This is a genomic window from Nesiotobacter zosterae, from assembly GCF_033843645.1.
Classification (GTDB): Bacteria; Pseudomonadota; Alphaproteobacteria; order Rhizobiales; family Stappiaceae; genus Pseudovibrio; species Pseudovibrio zosterae.
Genome location: NZ_JAWXVZ010000003.1, coordinates 383,295 through 403,301 on the forward strand (window position 1 = coordinate 383,295; position 20,007 = coordinate 403,301).

General features: G+C 54.6%; 17 protein-coding genes. 15 read left to right on the forward strand and 2 right to left on the reverse strand.

Features of this window, described 5'->3' with window-relative positions; genetic code table 11:
* Positions 1-83: 83 nt before the first annotated feature.
* Entirely contained in the window at positions 84-3,635 is a 3,552-nt protein-coding gene (locus Q3Y58_RS06485; protein ID WP_319621555.1) for a PAS domain-containing hybrid sensor histidine kinase/response regulator, read from the reverse strand.
* Between the two features lie 323 nt (positions 3,636-3,958).
* Here Q3Y58_RS06485 and Q3Y58_RS06490 point away from each other — a divergent pair, with 323 nt between their 5' ends.
* The 6 genes from Q3Y58_RS06490 to Q3Y58_RS06515 all read left to right on the forward strand — a co-directional run bounded on the left by Q3Y58_RS06490 (position 3,959) and on the right by Q3Y58_RS06515 (position 9,230).
* Positions 3,959-4,525 (forward strand): hypothetical protein, encoded by a 567-nt coding sequence (locus Q3Y58_RS06490; protein WP_319621556.1) that lies wholly within the window; start codon positions 3,959-3,961, stop codon positions 4,523-4,525.
* 179 nt (positions 4,526-4,704) lie between these two features.
* Positions 4,705-5,883, forward strand: coding sequence for a pyridoxal phosphate-dependent aminotransferase (locus Q3Y58_RS06495; RefSeq protein WP_319621558.1), 1,179 nt, complete (start codon positions 4,705-4,707; stop codon positions 5,881-5,883).
* Positions 5,884-5,975: 92 nt separating this feature from the next.
* The gene (locus Q3Y58_RS06500; protein ID WP_274219270.1) at positions 5,976-7,067 is read left to right on the forward strand and encodes a two-component system sensor histidine kinase NtrB; all 1,092 of its coding nucleotides are present in this window, start codon (positions 5,976-5,978) and stop codon (positions 7,065-7,067) included.
* A 63-nt stretch (positions 7,068-7,130) separates the two neighbouring features.
* Positions 7,131-7,742, forward strand: coding sequence for a response regulator transcription factor (locus Q3Y58_RS06505; RefSeq protein WP_319621560.1), 612 nt, complete (start codon positions 7,131-7,133; stop codon positions 7,740-7,742).
* Positions 7,743-7,922: 180 nt separating this feature from the next.
* The gene (locus Q3Y58_RS06510; protein WP_319621561.1) at positions 7,923-8,264 is read left to right on the forward strand and encodes a response regulator; all 342 of its coding nucleotides are present in this window, start codon (positions 7,923-7,925) and stop codon (positions 8,262-8,264) included.
* Between the two features lie 246 nt (positions 8,265-8,510).
* Positions 8,511-9,230, forward strand: a complete 720-nt coding sequence (locus Q3Y58_RS06515) for a Crp/Fnr family transcriptional regulator (protein ID WP_274219267.1) — start codon at positions 8,511-8,513, stop codon at positions 9,228-9,230.
* 42 nt (positions 9,231-9,272) lie between these two features.
* Here Q3Y58_RS06515 and hemN read toward each other — a convergent pair whose 3' ends face one another.
* Positions 9,273-10,622, reverse strand: a complete 1,350-nt coding sequence (gene hemN / locus Q3Y58_RS06520) for an oxygen-independent coproporphyrinogen III oxidase (protein WP_319621563.1) — start codon at positions 10,620-10,622, stop codon at positions 9,273-9,275.
* A gap of 173 nt (positions 10,623-10,795) precedes the next feature.
* Between hemN and Q3Y58_RS06525 the strand changes: the two genes are divergently transcribed.
* The 9 genes from Q3Y58_RS06525 to ccoS all read left to right on the forward strand — a co-directional run.
* Positions 10,796-11,857 (forward strand): AbrB family transcriptional regulator, encoded by a 1,062-nt coding sequence (locus Q3Y58_RS06525; protein ID WP_319621564.1) that lies wholly within the window; start codon positions 10,796-10,798, stop codon positions 11,855-11,857.
* A 170-nt stretch (positions 11,858-12,027) separates the two neighbouring features.
* The gene (gene ccoN / locus Q3Y58_RS06530; protein WP_274219264.1) at positions 12,028-13,686 is read left to right on the forward strand and encodes a cytochrome-c oxidase, cbb3-type subunit I; all 1,659 of its coding nucleotides are present in this window, start codon (positions 12,028-12,030) and stop codon (positions 13,684-13,686) included.
* 15 nt (positions 13,687-13,701) lie between these two features.
* Entirely contained in the window at positions 13,702-14,436 is a 735-nt protein-coding gene (ccoO, locus tag Q3Y58_RS06535) for a cytochrome-c oxidase, cbb3-type subunit II (protein WP_319621565.1), read from the forward strand.
* Positions 14,437-14,445: 9 nt separating this feature from the next.
* Positions 14,446-14,604, forward strand: coding sequence for a cbb3-type cytochrome oxidase subunit 3 (locus tag Q3Y58_RS06540; RefSeq protein ID WP_274219262.1), 159 nt, complete (start codon positions 14,446-14,448; stop codon positions 14,602-14,604).
* Positions 14,604-15,482 carry a cytochrome-c oxidase, cbb3-type subunit III gene (gene ccoP, locus Q3Y58_RS06545; protein ID WP_319621566.1) on the forward strand — a complete coding sequence of 293 codons (879 nt, stop codon included), beginning with the start codon at positions 14,604-14,606 and terminating at the stop codon, positions 15,480-15,482. The genes Q3Y58_RS06540 and ccoP overlap by 1 nt, the downstream gene beginning before the upstream one ends.
* Before the next feature lie 88 nt (positions 15,483-15,570).
* Entirely contained in the window at positions 15,571-17,040 is a 1,470-nt protein-coding gene (ccoG, locus tag Q3Y58_RS06550; RefSeq protein ID WP_319621567.1) for a cytochrome c oxidase accessory protein CcoG, read from the forward strand.
* A 56-nt stretch (positions 17,041-17,096) separates the two neighbouring features.
* On the forward strand, positions 17,097-17,615 hold the full coding sequence (locus Q3Y58_RS06555; RefSeq protein WP_319621568.1) for a FixH family protein: 519 nt from the start codon (positions 17,097-17,099) through the stop codon (positions 17,613-17,615).
* An 8-nt stretch (positions 17,616-17,623) separates the two neighbouring features.
* Positions 17,624-19,834, forward strand: coding sequence for a cation-translocating P-type ATPase (locus Q3Y58_RS06560; protein ID WP_319621569.1), 2,211 nt, complete (start codon positions 17,624-17,626; stop codon positions 19,832-19,834).
* 6 nt (positions 19,835-19,840) lie between these two features.
* Positions 19,841-20,007 (forward strand): cbb3-type cytochrome oxidase assembly protein CcoS (gene ccoS / locus Q3Y58_RS06565; protein ID WP_319621575.1); only part of this gene is annotated, 167 nt, incomplete at its 3' end.

Consider the following 20,007-nt stretch of genomic DNA (forward strand, 5'->3'; position numbering starts at 1 on the left):
TCAGCTGTCGTGGCGCACAGGACTTGAAACAATAGGCTCCGGACCTGCTGGTTCGGAGCCTTTTTCGTCTTGGCGTGTATGTTTCAGACGGTTTCCTGAGCCGCTTCATCCAGCTCGGACTTGCGCCTTGCAAGATGAGCCCGAAGTGCTGCGGGCTTCAGTGGCTTGTTGAGGATCAGGATGTTTTTCTCCTCCGCCTCACCGCGTACGTCTTTGCTGCGGTCAGCCGTGATCAAAATGGCCGGAAGGTCATTGCCAAACTTCCACCGCAACTGGCCAATGGCTTCAATGCCGGTTCCCTCATCAAGATGATAGTCCGCAAGGATGATGTCTGGCAGTTTGCCGGTCTTGTGAACGTTCTTGGCAGCGGCTATCCCGCTTTCAGCGCCGATGACAGTACAGTTCCACGTGTTGAGGAGGGTGGTCATGCCCTCAAGGATTTTCGGCTCATTGTCGATGGCCAGTACCACCAGTCCATCCAGCTGACCTGCAGTTTTGCTGGCTGCAGGTGAAGCCGCCACCTTCGGCAGGTTGCCAGCAGCCTTGAACTGGACCGAAAAACGGGTCCCCTTACCAACCTTAGAAGTAAGCGAGACCTTGTGATCGAGAACGCGGCTAATGCGCTCCACGATAGAGAGTCCAAGGCCTAGTCCAGAGGCGATACGTGCACCAGAGTCGAGCCGTTGGAACTCCTTGAACACCGCTTTCTGTTGTTCCTCGGGGATGCCTAGCCCCGTGTCAAACACCTCCACAATTCCAAGTGAAGGCTTTCGTTTTCGGGTGGCGACCAATACCCCACCGGTTTCAGTGTACTTGATGGCGTTGGAGATGAGGTTTTGCAGTAGGCGTCGCATCAGGCGCCTGTCGGAGTGCAAGGTAAGGTCCGTTGGCATGACCTTAAGGCGCAACCCTTTCTCCTCTGCAATCGGCCGGAATTGGGTTTCCAGCGGTTTCAGAATGTCGTCCAAACGGAACACCGAGAACTCAGGTTGGAACGTTGCCGTATCGAGCCGAGAGATCTCAAGGACGGTGCCGATGATTTCCTCAACCGATTCAAGAGAGGCTTCAACATTGCGCACCAGATCACTGTTGGGATTGTTCTGGGTGGCGAACTTGTCGCTCAGCGCCGAGGAATAGAGCTTTGCTGCGTTAAGTGGTTGCAAGATGTCGTGCCCCGCCGCAGCCAGAAACCGTGTTTTGTCCTGGTTTGCCAGCTCAGCCTTTTGTCGGGCCTCCATGAGTTCGTCATTAACGCTTGTGAGTTCTGCTGTTCGCTGGCGCACGCGCCGCTCTAGCGTCTCGTTTGCGTGAGCAAGCGCATCTTCCGCCATCACGCGCTCTGTGATGTCGCTGTAGGTGATCACCAATCCGCCATTAGGCATCGGACTGGTGCGCACTTCCAGCACGTTGCCGGACATCATCATGCGTTCCTGATAGGTGTCCTGAGCGCCGATGAAGTTGCTCAGCCGATCGCTGACAAGGTCGGCCACCACACCGTCGCCAAACTCTCCTCGTTCCGCGCTGTATGTCAGAATACGCTCCAGCGGCACACCCACCTGACCGAACTCGATAGGCAGGGACAGGATCTCTCGAAAGTTGCGATTCCAAAAAATGAGATGCAGGTCGCGGTCAAACACCGCAAGGCCCTGTCGCACTTGGTCAAGCGCCACCTGTAGCAGGTCGCGGTTGTATTGGATGGCTTCGGTGGCATCGTCCAGAAGCTTTATGGTGCCTTTGGTGTTCGGATCTCGGCGCTTGAACAGCAGGGAAAGCACGAGGCGGGCGGAAGCCGAGCCGATGGCGCTTGCAAGCAGTTGTTCGGAGAAGCGGATGAGGCGGGCGTCTGCCTCCTGATACTCGTTCAGCTCAATGCCGTTGTCGCGCGCGTAGGTATCAAACGAGCGCTGGGTGCGTTCCTCACCAATGTACCGCGCGATGGTGGCCTGAAGATCGCCGGTCGTAATCGCGGTACGCCAGAGCCTGAGAGCAGGAGGGGTGTGGATCTCCGCTGGAACGAAAACATTTGCCTGCAACCGCTCGATGGACGTTGGTTGGCGGCTCAGTGAAAACGCTACGTAGCAGAAGATGTTGAAACCCAAGCTCCACAACACGCCGTGGATGAAGGGATCAGAGATGTCCGTGAAAAACAGCGCTTCAGGGCGCAGGGCCGCAATGCCGAAAAGGCCTGTTTCCAGCAGTTCGGGATTCAAAATGCCTTCCTTGGCGAACACCGGCAGCAGCAGCGTATAGAACCACAGGAAGAAACCGCCCATCATGGCTGCTTTGGCACCCCGCGCCGTTGCTCGGCGCCAGATCAGTCCGCCAAAGAACGAGGGCGCGAATTGGGCAATCGCCGCAAACGACAGCAGGCCGATTGAGGCAAGGGCTGCGCTATCGCCTGCAACCCTGTAGTAGATGTAGCCCCCCAGTATGATGATGAAGATCGACATTCGCCGAATGTTCAAGATCAGCTGGCTCATGTCCTCACCGGAAGAGGCGATGATCTCATCTTCTGTCCGGCGCCGCAGAATTAGCGGCATCACAAGGTCATTTGAGACCATGATGGAGAGCGCCACCGTTGTAACGATCACCATGGCAGTTGCGGCAGAAAGCCCGCCCACGAAAACCACGAGGGTAAGCAGAGGCGCATCAAAAGTGCGGGGCAGTGCAAGGACGAACATGTCCGGATTAACGCCAGACGAAAAGAGAGCCATGCCGGCCAGCGCAATAGGGATCACAAACAGGTTGATTGCAATCAGATAGCTTGGAAACAGCCAGGAAGCGCGGCGCAGCTCGTCGGGACTGTTGTTTTCAGTCACCGTCACATGGAACTGGCGCGGCAACAAGACGATGGCGAACAGGCTCAACATGGTCAGGATCAGCAAGTTGCTGAGGTTTGCGCTTTCAAAGATCAGGGCGCTTTTCACCCCTTCTTCGCTGGCCTTTGCCAGCAGTTCGCCCGGCCCGTCAAACAGCACGAATGTGGCCCAGATGCCGACCGCAAGGAAGGCAATCAGCTTTACCATCGCCTCCATGGCAATGGCCAGCATGAGGCCTTCCTGATGCTCGGTGGCATCGGTGTGGCGGGTGCCGAAAAGCCAGGTGAACACCGCCATGAAGATGGCAATCAGGAGGGTCTCGTCACCGAACACGTATTCCGGTGCCACTGAGGTGGCCATGATCGGGTTCTGCACAATGGTGCTGACCGAAAGGGACAGTGCCTTCAGTTGCAGGGCGATGTAAGGCGTCATGCCGATGACGGCGATCAACGTCACCATGGCGGCGACCATCTGGCTCTTGCCGTATCGGGCCGCAATGAAGTCCGCTACCGAGGTAATGCGCTCACTTTTGGCAAGATGGATAATGCGCCGTAAAAGCGGGTAGCCCAAAAAGAACATCAGGATCGGGCCAATATAGATGCCCAGAAACTCGATGCCGCTCCGTGTCGCCAGCCCGACGGAGCCGAAAAAGGTCCAGGAAGTGCAGTAGACTGACAGGGATAATGCATAGATCAGCGGTCGGCCTGCACCCGAAAAACCCTTGAGCCTTGCTGCTCTGTCTCCATAGCTGGCGACGAGAAAGAGGAGCAGTATGTAGGCCAGTGCCACAAGCACGACCACCCAGCCCTGAAGCATAGTTACCCCGCGTCTTTAATGGGTTATTTTTAGGCTTTTCGAAAATCACAGTTGACCGAACTTCATGGAAAGGCAAGAGTCTTGCCATATAAAGAGAACTCGAGCGCATAACCACGCACATGATAAGTTTGTGGAGGCCGGACTTGAGCAATAACAAAGAAGAAATCAAAAAGCTCGCTCACCGGGATTTTCGTGATTCCAGTCCAATTAAAATAGAAAAACCGAAGCTTTGGCAACGTATCCTTTTGTTTTTACGTTCAAATCGGGACATTAGTGACCCGAGGGCTGTGTCGGTCTATCTCGATCACAGGGCGGCATTTCTAGTGCAGAAGTCTGTGCTGGAATACACCCGATACCGAGCGGGGCGGCACTGGCCGGTTTTGTCGGAGGACAGAGCATTCCTTGATGCCTTGGAAAAGGCACGGTGGTCCAACTACGCCATTGCATTGGACTATGTTAGCGAAATGGCGCTGAACTCTTTGCGCCGAAAGAGCAAGCATCCGCCGCAGGAAATTGCAGGCTTTTTGGGAAAATGCGCGAACACCATAATGCAGAGTTATGGCGACATGACTGCCATGCCCTGTGAGGAGTGGCGCAAGATGACGTTGAACACGCGCTATCGTCTTCGTACGGCTGCAATGGTCAATGCGCGCCCTGTTCAGGATATTCCGGCAGGTCGGTTCTCAGAGTTCTTCGAAAATCTACCCATCCACTGCAAGCTCGGCGGTCATGATGAACTCACTTTGCTCAACAGCATGCGCGTTCACTTGAGTCAGATGCACGATGAGTTCCGCTGGCGCAGCGATGCCTACGCCTTGGAGGCATTTATTGTCTCTCCAACATCGTCTTGCGCACAGCCCAAGCGAGAGCCGCCCAAACCCCGGCATTGAGCGTGTGTGGGCTTTGCAATTCGACGCTGTACAAATACTGGAGCATTTGCGTTCTGATCGTTGAGAATAACGCAATAAACTAAGTCTTGCCCCCAATGAGGGCTCTTCCGTTCCTTGACGAATGGGTTAGTCTGTGAGCCGGAAAAAACACGGCCGCTTAATACGGGGGGATGCATCGCATGCAAGGAATTGAAGGGGTGCTGGGAACGTTGCGTTCACAGGCGCTCAGCGCGCCAGAAAGTGGCATTGTCGAACTCGTCAATGCGGGGAGGGAACAGGAAAATCTCATTCCTCTTTGGGTGGGTGAAGGAGAGCTTCCAACACCGGATTTCATTTGCGAGGCAGCCTACAAATCCCTTCGGGATGGCGAGACCTTTTATACCTATCAGCGTGGCCTTCCAGAGTTACGAGAGGCTCTGGCGAACTACCATGAAAGCGTGTACGGGCGGCCTTTCTCGTCTGATCGCTTTTTCGTCACCGGGTCAGGTATGCATGCAATCCTCATTGCGCTCCAAGCAACTGTATCCGCAGGGGAAGAGATTCTCGTTCCAAGCCCTGTTTGGCCAAATTTGTCTGCCTGTGCCGGGATCGCAGGAGCGCATCCTGTCTTTGTTCCAATGCAGTTTTCTGAGGGGCGGTGGGAGCTCGATATGGAGCTTCTCCAGGCGTCGGTTACCGCAAAAACCAAGGCCCTGTTCATCAACTCTCCTTGCAACCCAACTGGCTGGGTTGCGACCCGCGAAACTCTCGCCGAACTCCGTGAATTCGCTCTGAAGAACAACCTTTGGATCATAGCCGATGAGGTCTATGGTCGGTTCGTATTCGGCGAGGAAAAACGTGCCCCATCTTTCTACGATGTGGCTCAGGATGATGACCCAATTCTCTATGTGAACACGTTTTCGAAAAACTGGGCCATGACAGGATGGCGAATCGGGTGGCTTTCCTGCCCTAAGGGGATGGGCCAAATAGTGGAAAACCTTGTCCAATATTCCACTTCTGGAACTGCGGCATTTATGCAGCGCGCGGCAGTTGCCGCATTACAGAACGGGGATGAGTTTCTGCAATTTCAGGTGGAGAAGGCGCAAAGGGGTCGCGCGCTCCTGACCGAGCGTTTTGTGAAACACTCGCGGCTAAACCTCTCTATGCCTGACGGGGCGTTTTATTTGTTTTTCTCGATAGATGGCTTGGCTGACTCTCGTGAAACTGCTTTCGCAATCCTCCGTGAAACAGGGGTTGGGTTGGCTCCCGGCACAGCCTTCGGGCCGGGCGGGAAACCGTTCTTTCGGTTATGTTTTGCCCGCGATATAGGGCAGTTAAACGATGCATCAAGACTATTATGTCGCTGGATAGGTGATTGACCGGAGAGTCTGCATACGGTAGCACCTAGTCAAAATACCCATCCACCTTTGGCGTAAGTCAAAGGACGCAGTATGTACCAAGGAACCACATCATGGATTCAAGTGCGCGTCTAGATAGCGTACTCGACACGGCCGCAGACGGCATTGTTGTGACCGATAAGGCCGGTAAGATCCTGCTCTTCAATAAGGCTTGCGAGAAAATGTTCGGCTACTCAAGCGATGAGGCCGTCGGGCAAAACGTGAGCATTCTGATGGGGGCCAAGGACGCACACGCGCACCACAGCTACATGCAGCGATATCTGGATACCGGCGAGCGCCGTATCATTGGTATAGGGCGTGAGGTAATGGGCCAGCACAAGGATGGGACGCCAATCCCGCTTGATCTGTCCATCGGCGAGGCAAAAACGGCTGACGATCACCAATTTATCGGGATTGTTCGTGACCTGCGCTCCCGTAAGGAGATTGAAGCCCGCCTGACAGAGTTGCAGGCAAATCTCGTCAAGATGACCCGCGTGAACGCGCTCGATGAAATGGGCGCTGCTATCGCGCACGAGGTCAATCAGCCGCTTACGGCAATCATGCTCTACTTGCAGACCGCTGCCCGGCGTGCCCGCACTGCGGAAAATCCGGACGCTCAGCTCGTCAAGCTGATGGAAAAAACGGTCGTTGAAGCGGAGCGTGCCAGCAAGATCATCCAGCGCATGCGCAACTTCGTCGAGAAGCAAGACTTGCGCCGCAAAGATGAAACGCTTGCAACAGTGGTTGATGAGTGCATCGAACTGGTGAGCGTCGGCATCGATGTTGAAGATGTTGAAATTACGTCAACCTTTGATGATTACTCCTATAAGGCGAACATTGACGGCGTACAGGTCCAGCAGATCCTGGTGAACTTGATCAGAAACGCGGCTCAGGCCGTTGCCAAGTCACCGGTAAAGCGTGTCCTCATCGACGTCGAGCTTTCTGAAGACAACGTCTTCATTCGTGTAACCGATACGGGTCCAGGTCTCAGTCCGGAAGCAATTGATGGGCTATTCAAAGCATTTTCTGGGACAAAGCGGCGCGGTTTGGGTGTAGGACTTGCGATTTCTCGCAGTATAGCGCAGAACCACGGTGGGGATTTGTTTGTAGAGCCGAAGGAAGAGGGCAAGGGTGCCACTTTCGTTCTTCGGCTTCCGTCAAAGTAACCAGTGCCACTCTTCTTGATTTGGTGGCACAAACAAAGACAAGAGAACTGAAGGACCAAAGTGATGACGTCTGCACCGTCTGTGATCCATATCGTTGACGACGATCCCGCGGTTCGTGACGCGCTTTCGTTGCTCTTCGAAACCGAAGGCTTCGAGGTCGGGGCTTATGCAAACGCAGAAGAATTTCTGAGTGCCGTTGAAGCGACTGTACCAAACTGCGTACTGCTCGATGTGCATATGCCTGGACGTTCAGGTATCGATATCCTGAAAACGCTGAACGCTGAAAAATTTGAAGCACCAATCTTCATCATCTCCGGTCAGGGCGATATCCCAATGGCCGTGGAGGCGATCAAGTATGGCGCATATGACTTCATCGAAAAGCCATTCGATGTTGATGCAATCATCTCTCGCGTGCGTGAGGCGATCTCTTCTGTGACCCGCGCTGGCGCACATGGCCAGTTCAATTTCCCGGGCGCTGAAAATCTCACGCCTCGTGAACGTCAGGTGTTGACGGAGATCACTGCAGGTTCTTCCAACAAGGAAGCTGGCCGCAATCTCAAGATTTCTCCGCGTACGGTGGAAGTTCACCGCGCTCGCATCATGGAAAAGCTTGGTGCGCGTAATGCGGCAGATCTCGTTCGTATTGTACTGACCGGCGAGCCGCCTGCGCAGTAATACTGACGTACATTTACTTAGAATCTATCAAATAAAAGTGCGTGATCACCCTTGAGTGGGTAATTACGCACTACACCATTGTCTGTGTTGTATATAAAGGCGTAGAGCCTAAACTACGACTAAGCGCTGTATTCTGTATAAACCGGTGGCGCTTCCGTAAAGAAAGACTTGGTGTAATCAGTGATCTACGTCATCGAAGATGATGCTTCAGTCCGGGATGCGATCAGCTGCCTCTTTGAGGAACTGGGACTGAACACCAAAACATACATTGATGGCGAATCTTTTTTTGAGGGCTCGCGCCCCAAGCAATCCGATATTGTCTTTGTCGATCTTGCCCTGCCAGGAATGGCGGGTCGCGACATCATTCGCAAGTTATCCGCAGAAGGTGGGCCGCCGCAAATTGTCGCAATGACTGGCTTGCCGCGGAGAGATCTAGATCAAATTTTTGTTGATGGCTTTGTGCCAAAAATTGTACGTAAGCCATTGGAAGAAAAGAGCTTATTGCAATTTGTTCCGGTTTGATTTTAGCGGGCAAAGCTTTGCGCCACATCAAAAAAACTTCCCAAAAATCTCCAAGTTAAGTGGTCTTGCGGATTTTGACGTTGCCAAGAGCCGCGTACTTCTGCAATTCATGCTCGTAACAACAGAGCGTCGATATTGACGGGTGTCGATGCTCTGTATTTCGAAGGCTTTTCGAGATAAGGTATATCTTGGATGTTGCTTTCGGAGTGCATTATGCACCTGAGAGTTCAGGTGCGAGGAGGGAAAATGGAACGGGTTTTGTACGCTGGGTCTTGTGCGGCGGATGGTGCTACTTCCTTGACTGACATCGATAATGACATGCACCGTGAGAGTGGCTCCAAGAGCGGCTCAGGTCGCAAACATCGCTTGGGTTCACACGAAGTCCTGTTTTACGAGGGCGACCGCGCAGACCGCATTTACGAAGTGCTGGAAGGCGTGATGATGCTCTACAAGCTGCTGCCTGATGGCCGCCGACAGGTGGTTTATGTCCTGCGCGCTGGCGACATGCTGGGCTTCACCAATCACGACACATTCGACTGCACCGCAGAGGCGCTTACCGCCGTTGAGCTTCAGGTTTACGAAACCCGTGAGGTGGCAACGTCACCGCTGCTTCAGCACTACGTCAATCGATGCCTGCTTTCCCAGATGGAGCACCTGCACGATCACACCGTGTTGTTGGGCCGCAAGTCTGCCATGGAGCGGGTTGCGACGTTTCTGATGAGCCTTGTGCCGGATCGCGGTGGCGCAAACTGCTCAGGTCCCGCAAACCCCGATGTGCCTGATGCGCGGTCCGTTGTTCTTTCCATGACACGCCAGGAAATCGCTGACTATCTCGGCCTGACAATTGAAACGGTGAGCCGCGTCATCTCGCAGCTGAAGCGTAAGGGTCTGATCAAGGTAGAAAAGCAGGACAGCATCCAGATCCAGAACGTCTGCGGCATTTGCCAGCTTACCGGAATGCACTAAGGACCTAGCTGAAAAGGCTTCCCGCAAAGCAAGGTGGCCGGATCACACGGCCACAGAATGCCGCGCGGCGTTGGCGTGCAGATAAGCGTCAAATGCCGCCGCCACTACCCGAACGTAGCGCTCGCCCACTTGGGTCACCTTCACCAAACTTCCATCAATGGACACCAGTCCATCGGCTTGCAACGGTTGAAGCTGCGCAAAGCTTTCAGCAAAGCCGTTGAGGTTCAGCCCGAACCGTTCTGCAGCCTCTGCGATGTCCACCTCGTAGGCGGTCATCAGCCGTTCAATGATGTGAGCCCGGCATAGATCGTCCGCGTCGACGGCAATCCCTTTCTTGATTGGCAGTGCGCCATCTTCAACCTGACGGGTCCATTCGCGGGTCTCATGTATGTTCTGTACATAGCCCTTTGGCAGGAAGCCAATGGAGCTGGGTCCAAAGCCGAGCAGGGTTTCGGCCTTGTCGGTCGTGTAGCCCTGGAAGTTCCGCTTTAGCGTTCCGTCATTCAAGGCGACGGCCATGCTGTCTTCTGGCAGCGCGAAATGGTCCAGTCCAATCGCGGTGTATCCTGCAGCGACAAGCGCATCTCTTGCGATATCTGAAAGCTCGATCCGCTCCTGTGTTTTTGGAAGAGCATCTTCGCTGATCAGCTTTTGGTGTTTCTTGAACCATGGCACATGAGCATAGCCAAACAGGGCAATGCGGCCCGGTGCCAGCTGTTTGGTCAGATCCACGGTTCTGAGAATGGTCTCGGATGTTTGATGCGGAAGCCCGTACATGAGATCAAAGTTGATCTCGCTGATGCCGGCACCCCGCAGGGCCTTGCAGGCTTCTTCGACGCACTCGAATGACTGAACCCGGCCGATACTCTCCTGAACGGTCAGGTCAAAATCCTGCACGCCAAGGGAGGCGCGGTTCACGCCGGCCATCGTCAGTGTCTCAGCAAGGTAGGGAGTGACGGTGCGCGGGTCCAGTTCAATGGCATGTTCAAGATCTGGCAGAAATTCGAAGCCGGACTTCAGCAGCTCGAATGTCGCCAAGAACGCTTCTCGCGGCAAAAGGCTCGGCGTGCCACCACCCCAGTGAATGTGTTGAACAGGGCGTTTGCTTCCCAGCTTCTGCAGCACAAGCGAGATTTCTTTTCGAAGTGTCTTCGCAAAGGCGACCACCGGCTCATCTTGCTTGGTTGCTTTCGTGTTACAGCCACAATAGTGGCACATTTCACGGCAAAACGGCACATGCAGATACAGCGAGAGGGGGGCATCCTCTGGTATGGCTGCAAGCCAGCCCTCGTAATCTGCGCCGGAAACGGCCTCAGAAAAGTGAGGAGCGGTTGGATATGAGGTGTAACGAGGAACGCTTTGCGTTGCGTAACGTAATTCGAGCGAAGTCATATCGGTAAAATACGCAGAACCGTTTCAATAACTTTGATCCTTATCAAGCTCCCCGAAATTTCGTAGATTAGAACCTCTCTCATCCCGTGTGACTCGCGATTTTTGCTGGCGGGGAACACTCTCTGGCGCCGCAGCGCAAAATCCTTTCAATATTCACAAAAATCGGAGGTTTTATGAAGCTGTTTGATGGCGTTCATTTTGGCACTGCAACAAAGACGTTCAACGCCCTTGTTATCGCCGGTTTGGGCGGCGCTTTTTTCGACCTTCTCGGTCTGCCTGCCCCTTATCTTTCAGGGGGAATGATCGCCGTCGCGGCTGCCGCCTTTCTCAGTGTTCCGCTGGAGTTTCCGGAGCTACTGAAAAAGGTCGCCATGGTCGTTCTTGGCATATCCATGGGAGCGGGTGTGACCCCGGAGGCATTTGAGCGTGTTGGTTCATGGCCGATCACAATTTTGCTCATTGGGCCGACCATGGCGCTGATGGTCTTTGCTGCCTACCAGTTTCTGAGCAAGTTGTGCCACTGGCGCAAGGACGCCGCCTACTTTTCGTCGATTCCCGGCACTCTGGGGCTGGTCGCGGTGTTGGCAGAAGAGCGGAACTCCGATTTGCCGCGCATCATGACCGTGCAGGTGTTCCGGTTGTTTGTTTTGCTCGCATTTCTGCCAAGTCTGTTGGTTTCCACCTCAGAGCCAGTTACGGGAGCGGTTGTGGCATCGGTGCCATACTCAACGCCCTTTCAAATGCTCATCCTTGTTGCTGCATGCGTCCCAATGGCTCTAATTGCCGACCGAATTGGTATACCCGCAGGTCTGCTCACCGGCGCCTTTATTGTCAGCTCAGCGCTCAACGTCACGGCGACAGTTCCGGTTCATTTGCCCTCATGGGTTGAGGTGCCGGTCTTCATGTTCTTCGGGGCCATGATCGGGGCTCGTTTTGGGTCCACCTCTCCGGCTCAGGTTCTGAGCTGGCTACGGGTTTCCATTGGCTCGTTTATGATCGTTTTTGCAGTCTGTGTCGCCGTATCTGCTGTCGCGTCTTACTTTCTGGATTTGTCCTTTGGGCAGCTTGTGCTGGCCTATTCGCCGGGGGGGCTGGAGGTGATGACGCTGCTTGCGTTCGTGCTTAATCTAGACCCGGCCTTCGTCGCAACGCACCAGATTCTTCGCTACATCGGGATGCTGTTCGTTTTGCCATTTGCGACGCGACTGGTATTAGGGCCTAAGACTAAAGTTTAGGGTTTTCCCCTTATAGTCACTAGACCTCAAAAATATTTCGATTTAGAGCAATTTTATCTTAGGGCGCCCCGGGGTTTTTGACTTCGATCAAGGGCGTCGTATGGCGCGGTAACTAAATATACCGAGAGATTCCAAATCTAAGTTTTGTCACAGTGGATGGGGCTAGCAATATGTCAGAACGAAGAGCCAGATACCTGTCGCTAGAGGAGGGGGGATTTGCTCTTCTTCTCGCTGCAACAGCCTTCCTGTGTTTGATCATCGCAGGAAAGACCTTTGACCAAGTGTTGGCGTTCCACGCCAGCTTAATTTCGCTTGCGGCAGCAGTCGGCACCTTCTTCATCTTCCGTCGCTATTTCGATGGCGACACCATGCCGATCCCGCAGGAGGTCGACGGTAAGCCAAACTACAACATGGCACCGGTCGAATTCGCTGCTTGGGCATCAGTTTTCTGGGGCATCGCAGGCTTCCTCGTAGGCCTGATCATCGCTCTCCAGCTGGCTTACCCGGCACTCAATCTTGATCTCCCATGGACCCACTTCGGTCGCATGCGTCCACTGCACACCTCTGCAGTGATTTTTGCGTTCGGTGGTAACGTACTCCTTGCTACCTCCATGTATGTGGTGCAGCGTACCTGCCGCGCAAGAATGCCTGGTCGCATTTTGCCTTGGTTTGTGGTTCTGGGTTACAACCTGTTCATTGTCGTGGCTGGTACCGGTTATCTCCTCGGTGTCACCCATGGCAAAGAGTATGCTGAGCCAGAGTGGTATGCAGATTACCTTCTCACCGTTGTGTGGGTGTTCTATCTGCTGCTGTTCCTCGGTACGCTTTGGAAGCGTAAAGAGCCGCACATCTACGTGGCCAACTGGTTCTACCTCGCATTCATCGTAACGATCGCGGTTCTCCATGTGTTCAACAACATGGCGTTGCCGATCTCAATGTACTCCTCCAAGTCCTACATCGTCTGGGCTGGTGTGCAGGATGCGATGGTGCAATGGTGGTACGGTCACAACGCGGTGGGCTTCTTCCTGACCGCAGGCTTCCTGGCCATCATGTACTACTTCATCCCGAAGCGCGCTGACCGTCCGGTATACTCTTACCGCCTGTCTATCGTGCACTTCTGGGCACTGATCTTCATCTACATCTGGGCAGGTCCACACCACCTGCACTACACCTCCCTGCCACAGTGGGCATCTACCCTTGGCATGACCTTCTCCATTATCCTCTGGATGCCTTCTTGGGGTGGCATGATCAACGGTCTGATGACGCTTTCCGGCGCATGGGACAAGCTACGTACCGACCCTGTACTGCGCATGATGGTTGTGTCCGTAGCGTTCTACGGCATGTCCACCTTCGAAGGTCCGGTCATGTCCATCCGTGCAGTGAACTCTTTGTCTCACTACACAGACTGGACCATCGGTCACGTACATGCTGGCGCACTGGGCTGGGTTGGTTACATTTCCTTCGGCGCGTTGTACTGCCTCATTCCGTGGCTCTACAACAAGAAGGACGTTTACTCCCTCAGGCTGGTGGACTGGCACTTCTGGGTGTCTACCCTCGGTATCGTTCTGTACATCTGTGCGATGTGGGTATCCGGCATCATGCAGGGCCTGATGTGGCGCGCATACGACAGCCTCGGCTTCCTTGAATACTCCTTCATCGAAACCGTGGACGCCATGCACCCATTCTATGTGATGCGTGCTCTGGGCGGCGGTCTGTTCCTCCTTGGTGCGCTTATCATGGTCTACAACCTCTACATGACTGCACGCCATGGTGAGAGCGCAGAAGCAGTTGCCGCACAGCCAGATGGCCGTCTGGCAGCAGCCGAGTAATCAGGGGAACAGCTAATGTCTGCTTGGAAAAAACACGAAATATTCGAAAAGAACTCGCTGATCCTCACCATTGGCATTGTGGTCATGGTGTCCATCGGCGGTCTGGTGGAAATCGTTCCACTTTACTATCTCAAGAGCACCATCGAGAAGACGGAGGGGATGCGTCCTTACACCCCTCTGGAGCTTGCTGGTCGCAACATCTATGTACGTGAAGGGTGCTATACCTGTCACTCACAGCAGATCCGCCCATTGCGCGATGAGCTGGAGCGTTACGGCATGTATTCTCTGGCAGCGGAGTCCATGTATGACCGTCCGTTCCAGTGGGGCTCCAAGCGTACCGGTCCGGATCTCGCTCGTGTCGGTGGCAAGTACTCCGACGAATGGCAGCGCGACCACCTGATGAACCCGCGGTCCGTGTCTCCAACTTCCATCATGCCTGGCTACCCATTCCTGGCTGAGAACAAGTTGAACACCCGTGACATTCAGGATCACCTTGAGCTGAATGCAATGTATGGCGTGCCGTACACTGAAGATCAGATCAAGTACGCACGAGCGGACCTGATTGCACAGGCGGATCCAGAGCGCGGTGACATCGATGGCTTCGAGGAGCGCTACCCAGGTGCATTGGCACGTTCATTTGACGGTGATCCTTCTCAGATCACCGAAATGGACGCGTTGATTGCCTATCTGCAGATGCTCGGCACTCTCGTAGACTTCGAACTCTACGACAACAACGCGAACCTGCGTTAAGGAGGCATCATGGAGTCAACCTATAACCTTCTGGCCAACTTCGCGCAGACAGGTGGCCTTCTGTATTTCATGGCGATTTTCGCCGGTGTTGTAATCTATGCCGTTTGGCCGGGGAATAAGGAGCGCTTCGACGATGCAGCTCAAATCCCGCTTCGGGAGGACGACTAATGGGTGAGCTGAAAAAAGAAGTCGATGAGCTTTCCGGCGTTGAAACCACTGGTCATGAGTGGGACGGCCTGAAAGAACTGAACAACCCTCTGCCAAAGTGGTGGCTCTACATCTTTTACGCCTCGATTGTATGGTCGATTGGCTACTGGATTGTCATGCCATCTTGGCCGCTGGTCTCCTCATACACCGCAGGTGTAATTGGCTACAGCCAGCGCGAAGTCGCCACCCGTGAGTTCGATACGGCAATGGCAGAGCGCGCAGAAACTGGATCCAAGCTTCTTGAAGCTTCGCTGGACGAAATTCGCAGCACACCAGAGCTTCTGGAGTTCGCCATGGCAAGCGGAAGCGCAGCATTTGCTGACAACTGTGCGCCATGTCACGGCACCGGTGCCACGGGTTTTGTGGGATATCCAAACCTGCAGGACGACGTCTGGATTTGGGGCGGCACCATGGACGATATCGCTCAGACGATTTCTTACGGTGTGCGTTCTGAACATGAAGACACACGCTTTGGCGAGATGATGGCGTTTGGTCGCGATGAAATCCTGAACAAGGAAGAAATCGCAGCAGTTGCCAACTACGTTGCGGCCAACCTTGCTGGTTCCACCCCGGAAGAGGGGGCTGATCTGGCTTTGGGTGAAACTGTTTACGTCGACAACTGCGCAGCATGTCATGGCGATGAAGGCTTGGGAAGTCCTGAGCTGGGCGCGCCAAACCTGACCTCACCGAACTACCTCTATGGCAACTCTGTAGAAGCCATCGAGGCACAGGTGTTCAGCCCACGTCACGGCGTCATGCCTCCGTGGATTGACCGCCTCGGCGAGACCACAGTTAAGTCTCTGGCGGTTTACGTTCACTCTCTGGGCGGCGGTCAGTAACAGCTTATCCGAAAACGAGGAACGGGGGCGTCCTGAACGGCGCCTCCGTTCTGCCACTTCAAATAATAAATTTGGTACGGGCACGACCATGAAAACGAACGCGGATCCCACTGCTCAGCTAGATGAAGACACTTGGTTTGTCTCGGCTGAGAAGGTTTATCCTCAAGCGGTGAAAGGGCGGTTTCGAACTATTAAGTGGGCGATCTTGTTCGTCACACTGGGCATTTATTACTTTCTTCCATTTGTCCGCTGGGACCGGGGTGCTGGGGCACCTGATCAGGCGGTATTGATCGATTTTGAAGCTCGCCGCGCCTACTTTTTCTTTATCGAAATTTGGCCTCAAGAGGTCTACTACCTCACTGGTCTTCTTGTTATTGCTGCTGTTGCTCTGTTTCTAATGAATGCGGTCGCTGGCCGTGTGTGGTGCGGCTACTTGTGTCCGCAGACCGTTTGGACAGACTTGTTCATGAAGGTCGAGCGCTTCTTTGAAGGCGATCGCCGTGACCGCATCAATCTGGATAAGGAGCCATGGACCGGCACCAAGATCGCACGCAAGACCGGCAAACACACCGTCTGGCTGCTGATTGCCTGGTGGACCGGCGGTGCCTGGGTGCTCTACTTTGCTGATGCACCAACTCTTGTCTATGAACTTGCGACCGGTCAGGCCTCCCTTATTGTGTATGGTTGGATTGCGATCCTGACCTTCACGACCTATTCGCTCGCCGGTCACATGCGTGAGCAAATCTGTACTTACATGTGCCCTTGGCCGCGCATTCAGGCAGCTCTTACCGATGAGTACGCACTCAACGTGACCTACCGCGCCGACCGCGGTGAGCCACGTGGTCACCTGAAGGAAAACAAGAAGCGTCTGGAAGAAGGCTTGCCAGCCGGTGATTGTATTGACTGTCACCAGTGTGTGGCTGTGTGTCCAACCGGCGTTGACATTCGTAAGGGCAGTCAGCTGGAGTGCATCCAGTGCGGTCTGTGTATTGATGCCTGCGATAACATCATGACCAAGGTCGGCAAGCCAACCGGCCTGATCGCCTATGATACCGACATCAATATGGACCGCCGTGAGCAGGGTCTGGACCCAATCTACAGGTTTGTTCGTCCTCGTACGATCATCTATGTGGGCATCATCGTGATTGCAGCAGGCATCATGCTCTACACGTTGATCAACCGCCAGATGATGGACCTGTCTGTTGTACATGACCGTAACCCGCTCTATGTAACGCAGAACGAGGGTGTGGTCCGTAATGGCTACACTTTGAGATTGCTCAACAAGGAAAGTTCTGCTCAGGACTTCACGCTCATGGTGCGCAGTCAGGACGGCAATTTCCGCGCTGAGGTCGTGGGTGAAGACACCAATTCAGATGGGTCTATCACTCTCGAGGTTGGTGCAGACCGTACCCGTCAGGTTCGTGCTCTTGTGTTCTCTGAACCAAATGCAACCCTGCCGGTTTCAAGTGCGCTTGACTTTGTTCTCACAAACAATGAGACGGGCGAGAGTGTCTTGATTACGGACTTCTTCCGTACGGCGGAACACACAACACAATAGGGCTCTTAAAAGAGCCCATCCCCATTTCTGCAAAAGGTGAGGCAATGACGCTGATCATGGATAACAAAGGAACCAAGAAGCCACGCCAGATCACTGGCCGGTTCGTACTCGTTTGCTTTATTGTCTTTTTCGGCGTCATCTTCGCCGCCAATGCAATCATGATGTACTTGGCTATCGGCACTTTCCCGGGGCTGGAAGTCGAGAGCACCTACGAAGTGAGCCAGGGCTATAATGATGAAATCGCCCTGGCCGAAACAATGAAGGCAAAAGCCTGGAAGGTTGAAGCCGATATCAAGCAGGCTTCAGATGGCTCCGTTCAGATCCTGGTTCTGGCGCAGGACAAGAATGGCGCGCCAGTCTACGGCGATGAGTTCACGGTCAAGTTCCAGCGTCCAACAAGCACCAACACCGACACCGAACTCACCCTTCAGGAGCAGGAAGCTGGGCGCTATGTTGGCAATATCGCCGAGCTTGGCCACGGCAATTGGACCGTGGTGGTAGAAGCCTTCAGTGCAGAAAGCGCCGAGACACCTGTCTTCCGCTCGCGCAACAAGGTCTTCTTTAAAGAACAGTAAGGGCGGCCATGAACGCTCACACCAAAGACTGGGAGGCCTTTGTCACCCAGAAAGACGACGGCACCGCTCACATGGAGCTTGCCGTCGATGGCATTACCTGTGCTGCTTGCATCTTTGAGATCGAACGCGCTCTGACCAAGGAAGAGGGCGTCAAACACGCCCGTGTTAACATGTCCAGTCAGCGCCTCTCCGTGGACTGGGATCAAAGCAACTACGAGCCGTCGCGTCTTGTCAAAATCATGGAGATGCTGGGGTACAAGGTGTACCCGTTCGATCCTGCGCAGGTGAAGGCCCGCGGCGATCGCATCGGTAATGAGCTCTTGCGTTCATTGGCAGTCTCTGGCTTCGCTGCCATGAACATCATGCTTCTGTCCATTTCCGTCTGGTCTGGCAACACTTCCGACATCGACGTTGAAACACGCGACTTCTTTCACTGGATCTCTTTTCTCATCGCATTGCCAACGGTTGTGTATGCAGGGCGGCCGTTTTTTCGTAGTGCGATCATCGCCATCAAAAGCCGCCGCTTGAACATGGATGTACCGATTTCCATCGGTGTTCTGCTCGCCACCGGCTTGTCGGTGGTGCAAACCTTTCAATCCGCCAAACATGCCTATTTCGACAGCGCGGTAATGCTGCTGTTCTTCCTGTTGGCCGGTCGTTATCTCGACCACATGATGCGCCGCAAGACGCGCGCCTTTGCGGAGAATATCGCCACGTTGAAGGCCGAGAGCGCCGCCAAGTTGTTGCCTGACGGCTCCACCAAGGATGTGCCGCTGTCAAAGCTGGAGCCCGGCGACAAGGTGTTGGTGCGGGCTGGCGAGCGGGTTTCCGTTGACGGCGTGGTGCTGGAAGGCACAAGCGAGATTGACCAGAGCCTTGTGACGGGAGAAACCCAGCTGCAACCAGTTGGGGCTGGAGATGCGGTTTTTGCAGGCACCATGAACGCCAATGGCACGCTCACCCTCGGGGTCACGGCGTCTGCCAAGGGAACTCTGCTGGACGAGGTCAACCGCCTCTTGGAAACCGCTCTTGAGGGGCGCTCTTCCTACGTACAGATCGCCGATCGCGCTTCCCAGCTCTATGCGCCCGTTGTGCATCTTGCTGCGCTGGCCACATTCCTTGGCTGGACCTTTGCCGTCGGCGCAGACTGGCAGTATGCCCTGGTCATTTCCATATCGGTGCTGATCATCACGTGTCCTTGCGCGTTGGGACTTGCCATTCCTGTTGTTCAGGTTGTGGCAAGCGGTCTGTTTTTCCGCGCACGCGTGCTCTTGAACTCAGGCGATGCGATCGAGCGCTTGGCAGCGGTGAAAACCATCGTCTTCGACAAGACCGGCACTTTGACGCTGCCTGAACCAGCTCTTGGTGATGCTGGAGGCATGAGCGCAGAGGATCTTGCTCTCGCAGGCCGCTTGGCGCTCAGTTCCAAGCATCCCTTGTCCAAGGCTTTGGCCAAGGCGACCGGGGAGTTGAAACCAATCCCGGGAGCAAGTGAGGAAACGGGCAAAGGTGTGCGGGCTGTCTTTGAGGGGCAAGAGCTGTTGCTTGGCGCACCTGCCTACTGCCGCATCCCGCAGGACATGGTTGAGGCCAAGCGGAGAGAGAACCCCGGCAGTTCGCTGATTGCGTTCCGCAAAGGAGAAGAGACCTTTGCCTTGCTTGCAATTGGCCAGTACCTGCGCAGCGACGCAGTTGAGACCGTGACGCGCCTGCAGGCCATGGGGTACACGCTGGAGATGCTGTCAGGTGATCGCGTGGATGCTGTGGCCGACATCGCCAGCCAGCTTGGCATCGATACGTGGCAAGCTGAAGTGAAACCACAGGACAAGATCGCCCGGATCGAAGCGTTGAAGGCGGAAGGGCATAACGTGTTGATGGTGGGTGATGGCCTCAATGACGCGCCAGCTCTTGCGGCCGCAAACGTGTCCATGTCACCAGTTTCCGCTGTACACGTCAGTCAGGCCGCAGCAGATGCGGTGTTCCTGGGCGAGGATCTGCGCCCAGTGGCCAACGCCCTTGATATTGCGCGCAAGTCCCATCGTCTCATGCAGGAGAATTTGGGTCTGTCCGTTATTTACAACATGATTGCTGTACCAATAGCTGTTCTTGGGTATGTAACACCATTGGTGGCGGCGTTGGCCATGGCAGGCTCCTCGGTTATAGTGACCTTGAATGCCGTGCGCCTGCAGTTCATGTCCAAGCCGGAGAAAGAGGACTAACAACCAATGGAAGTATTGCTCTACCTGATCCCAGCTGCATTGGTGCTTGGTGGCTCTGGCCTCATAGCCTTCATGTGGTCCATGAAGAACGGTCAGTATGATGATCTGGAAGGGGCCAAATGGCGCATTCTGGATGATGGGGATCTGCCTGATGGCCATGCCCCGACCGTGGG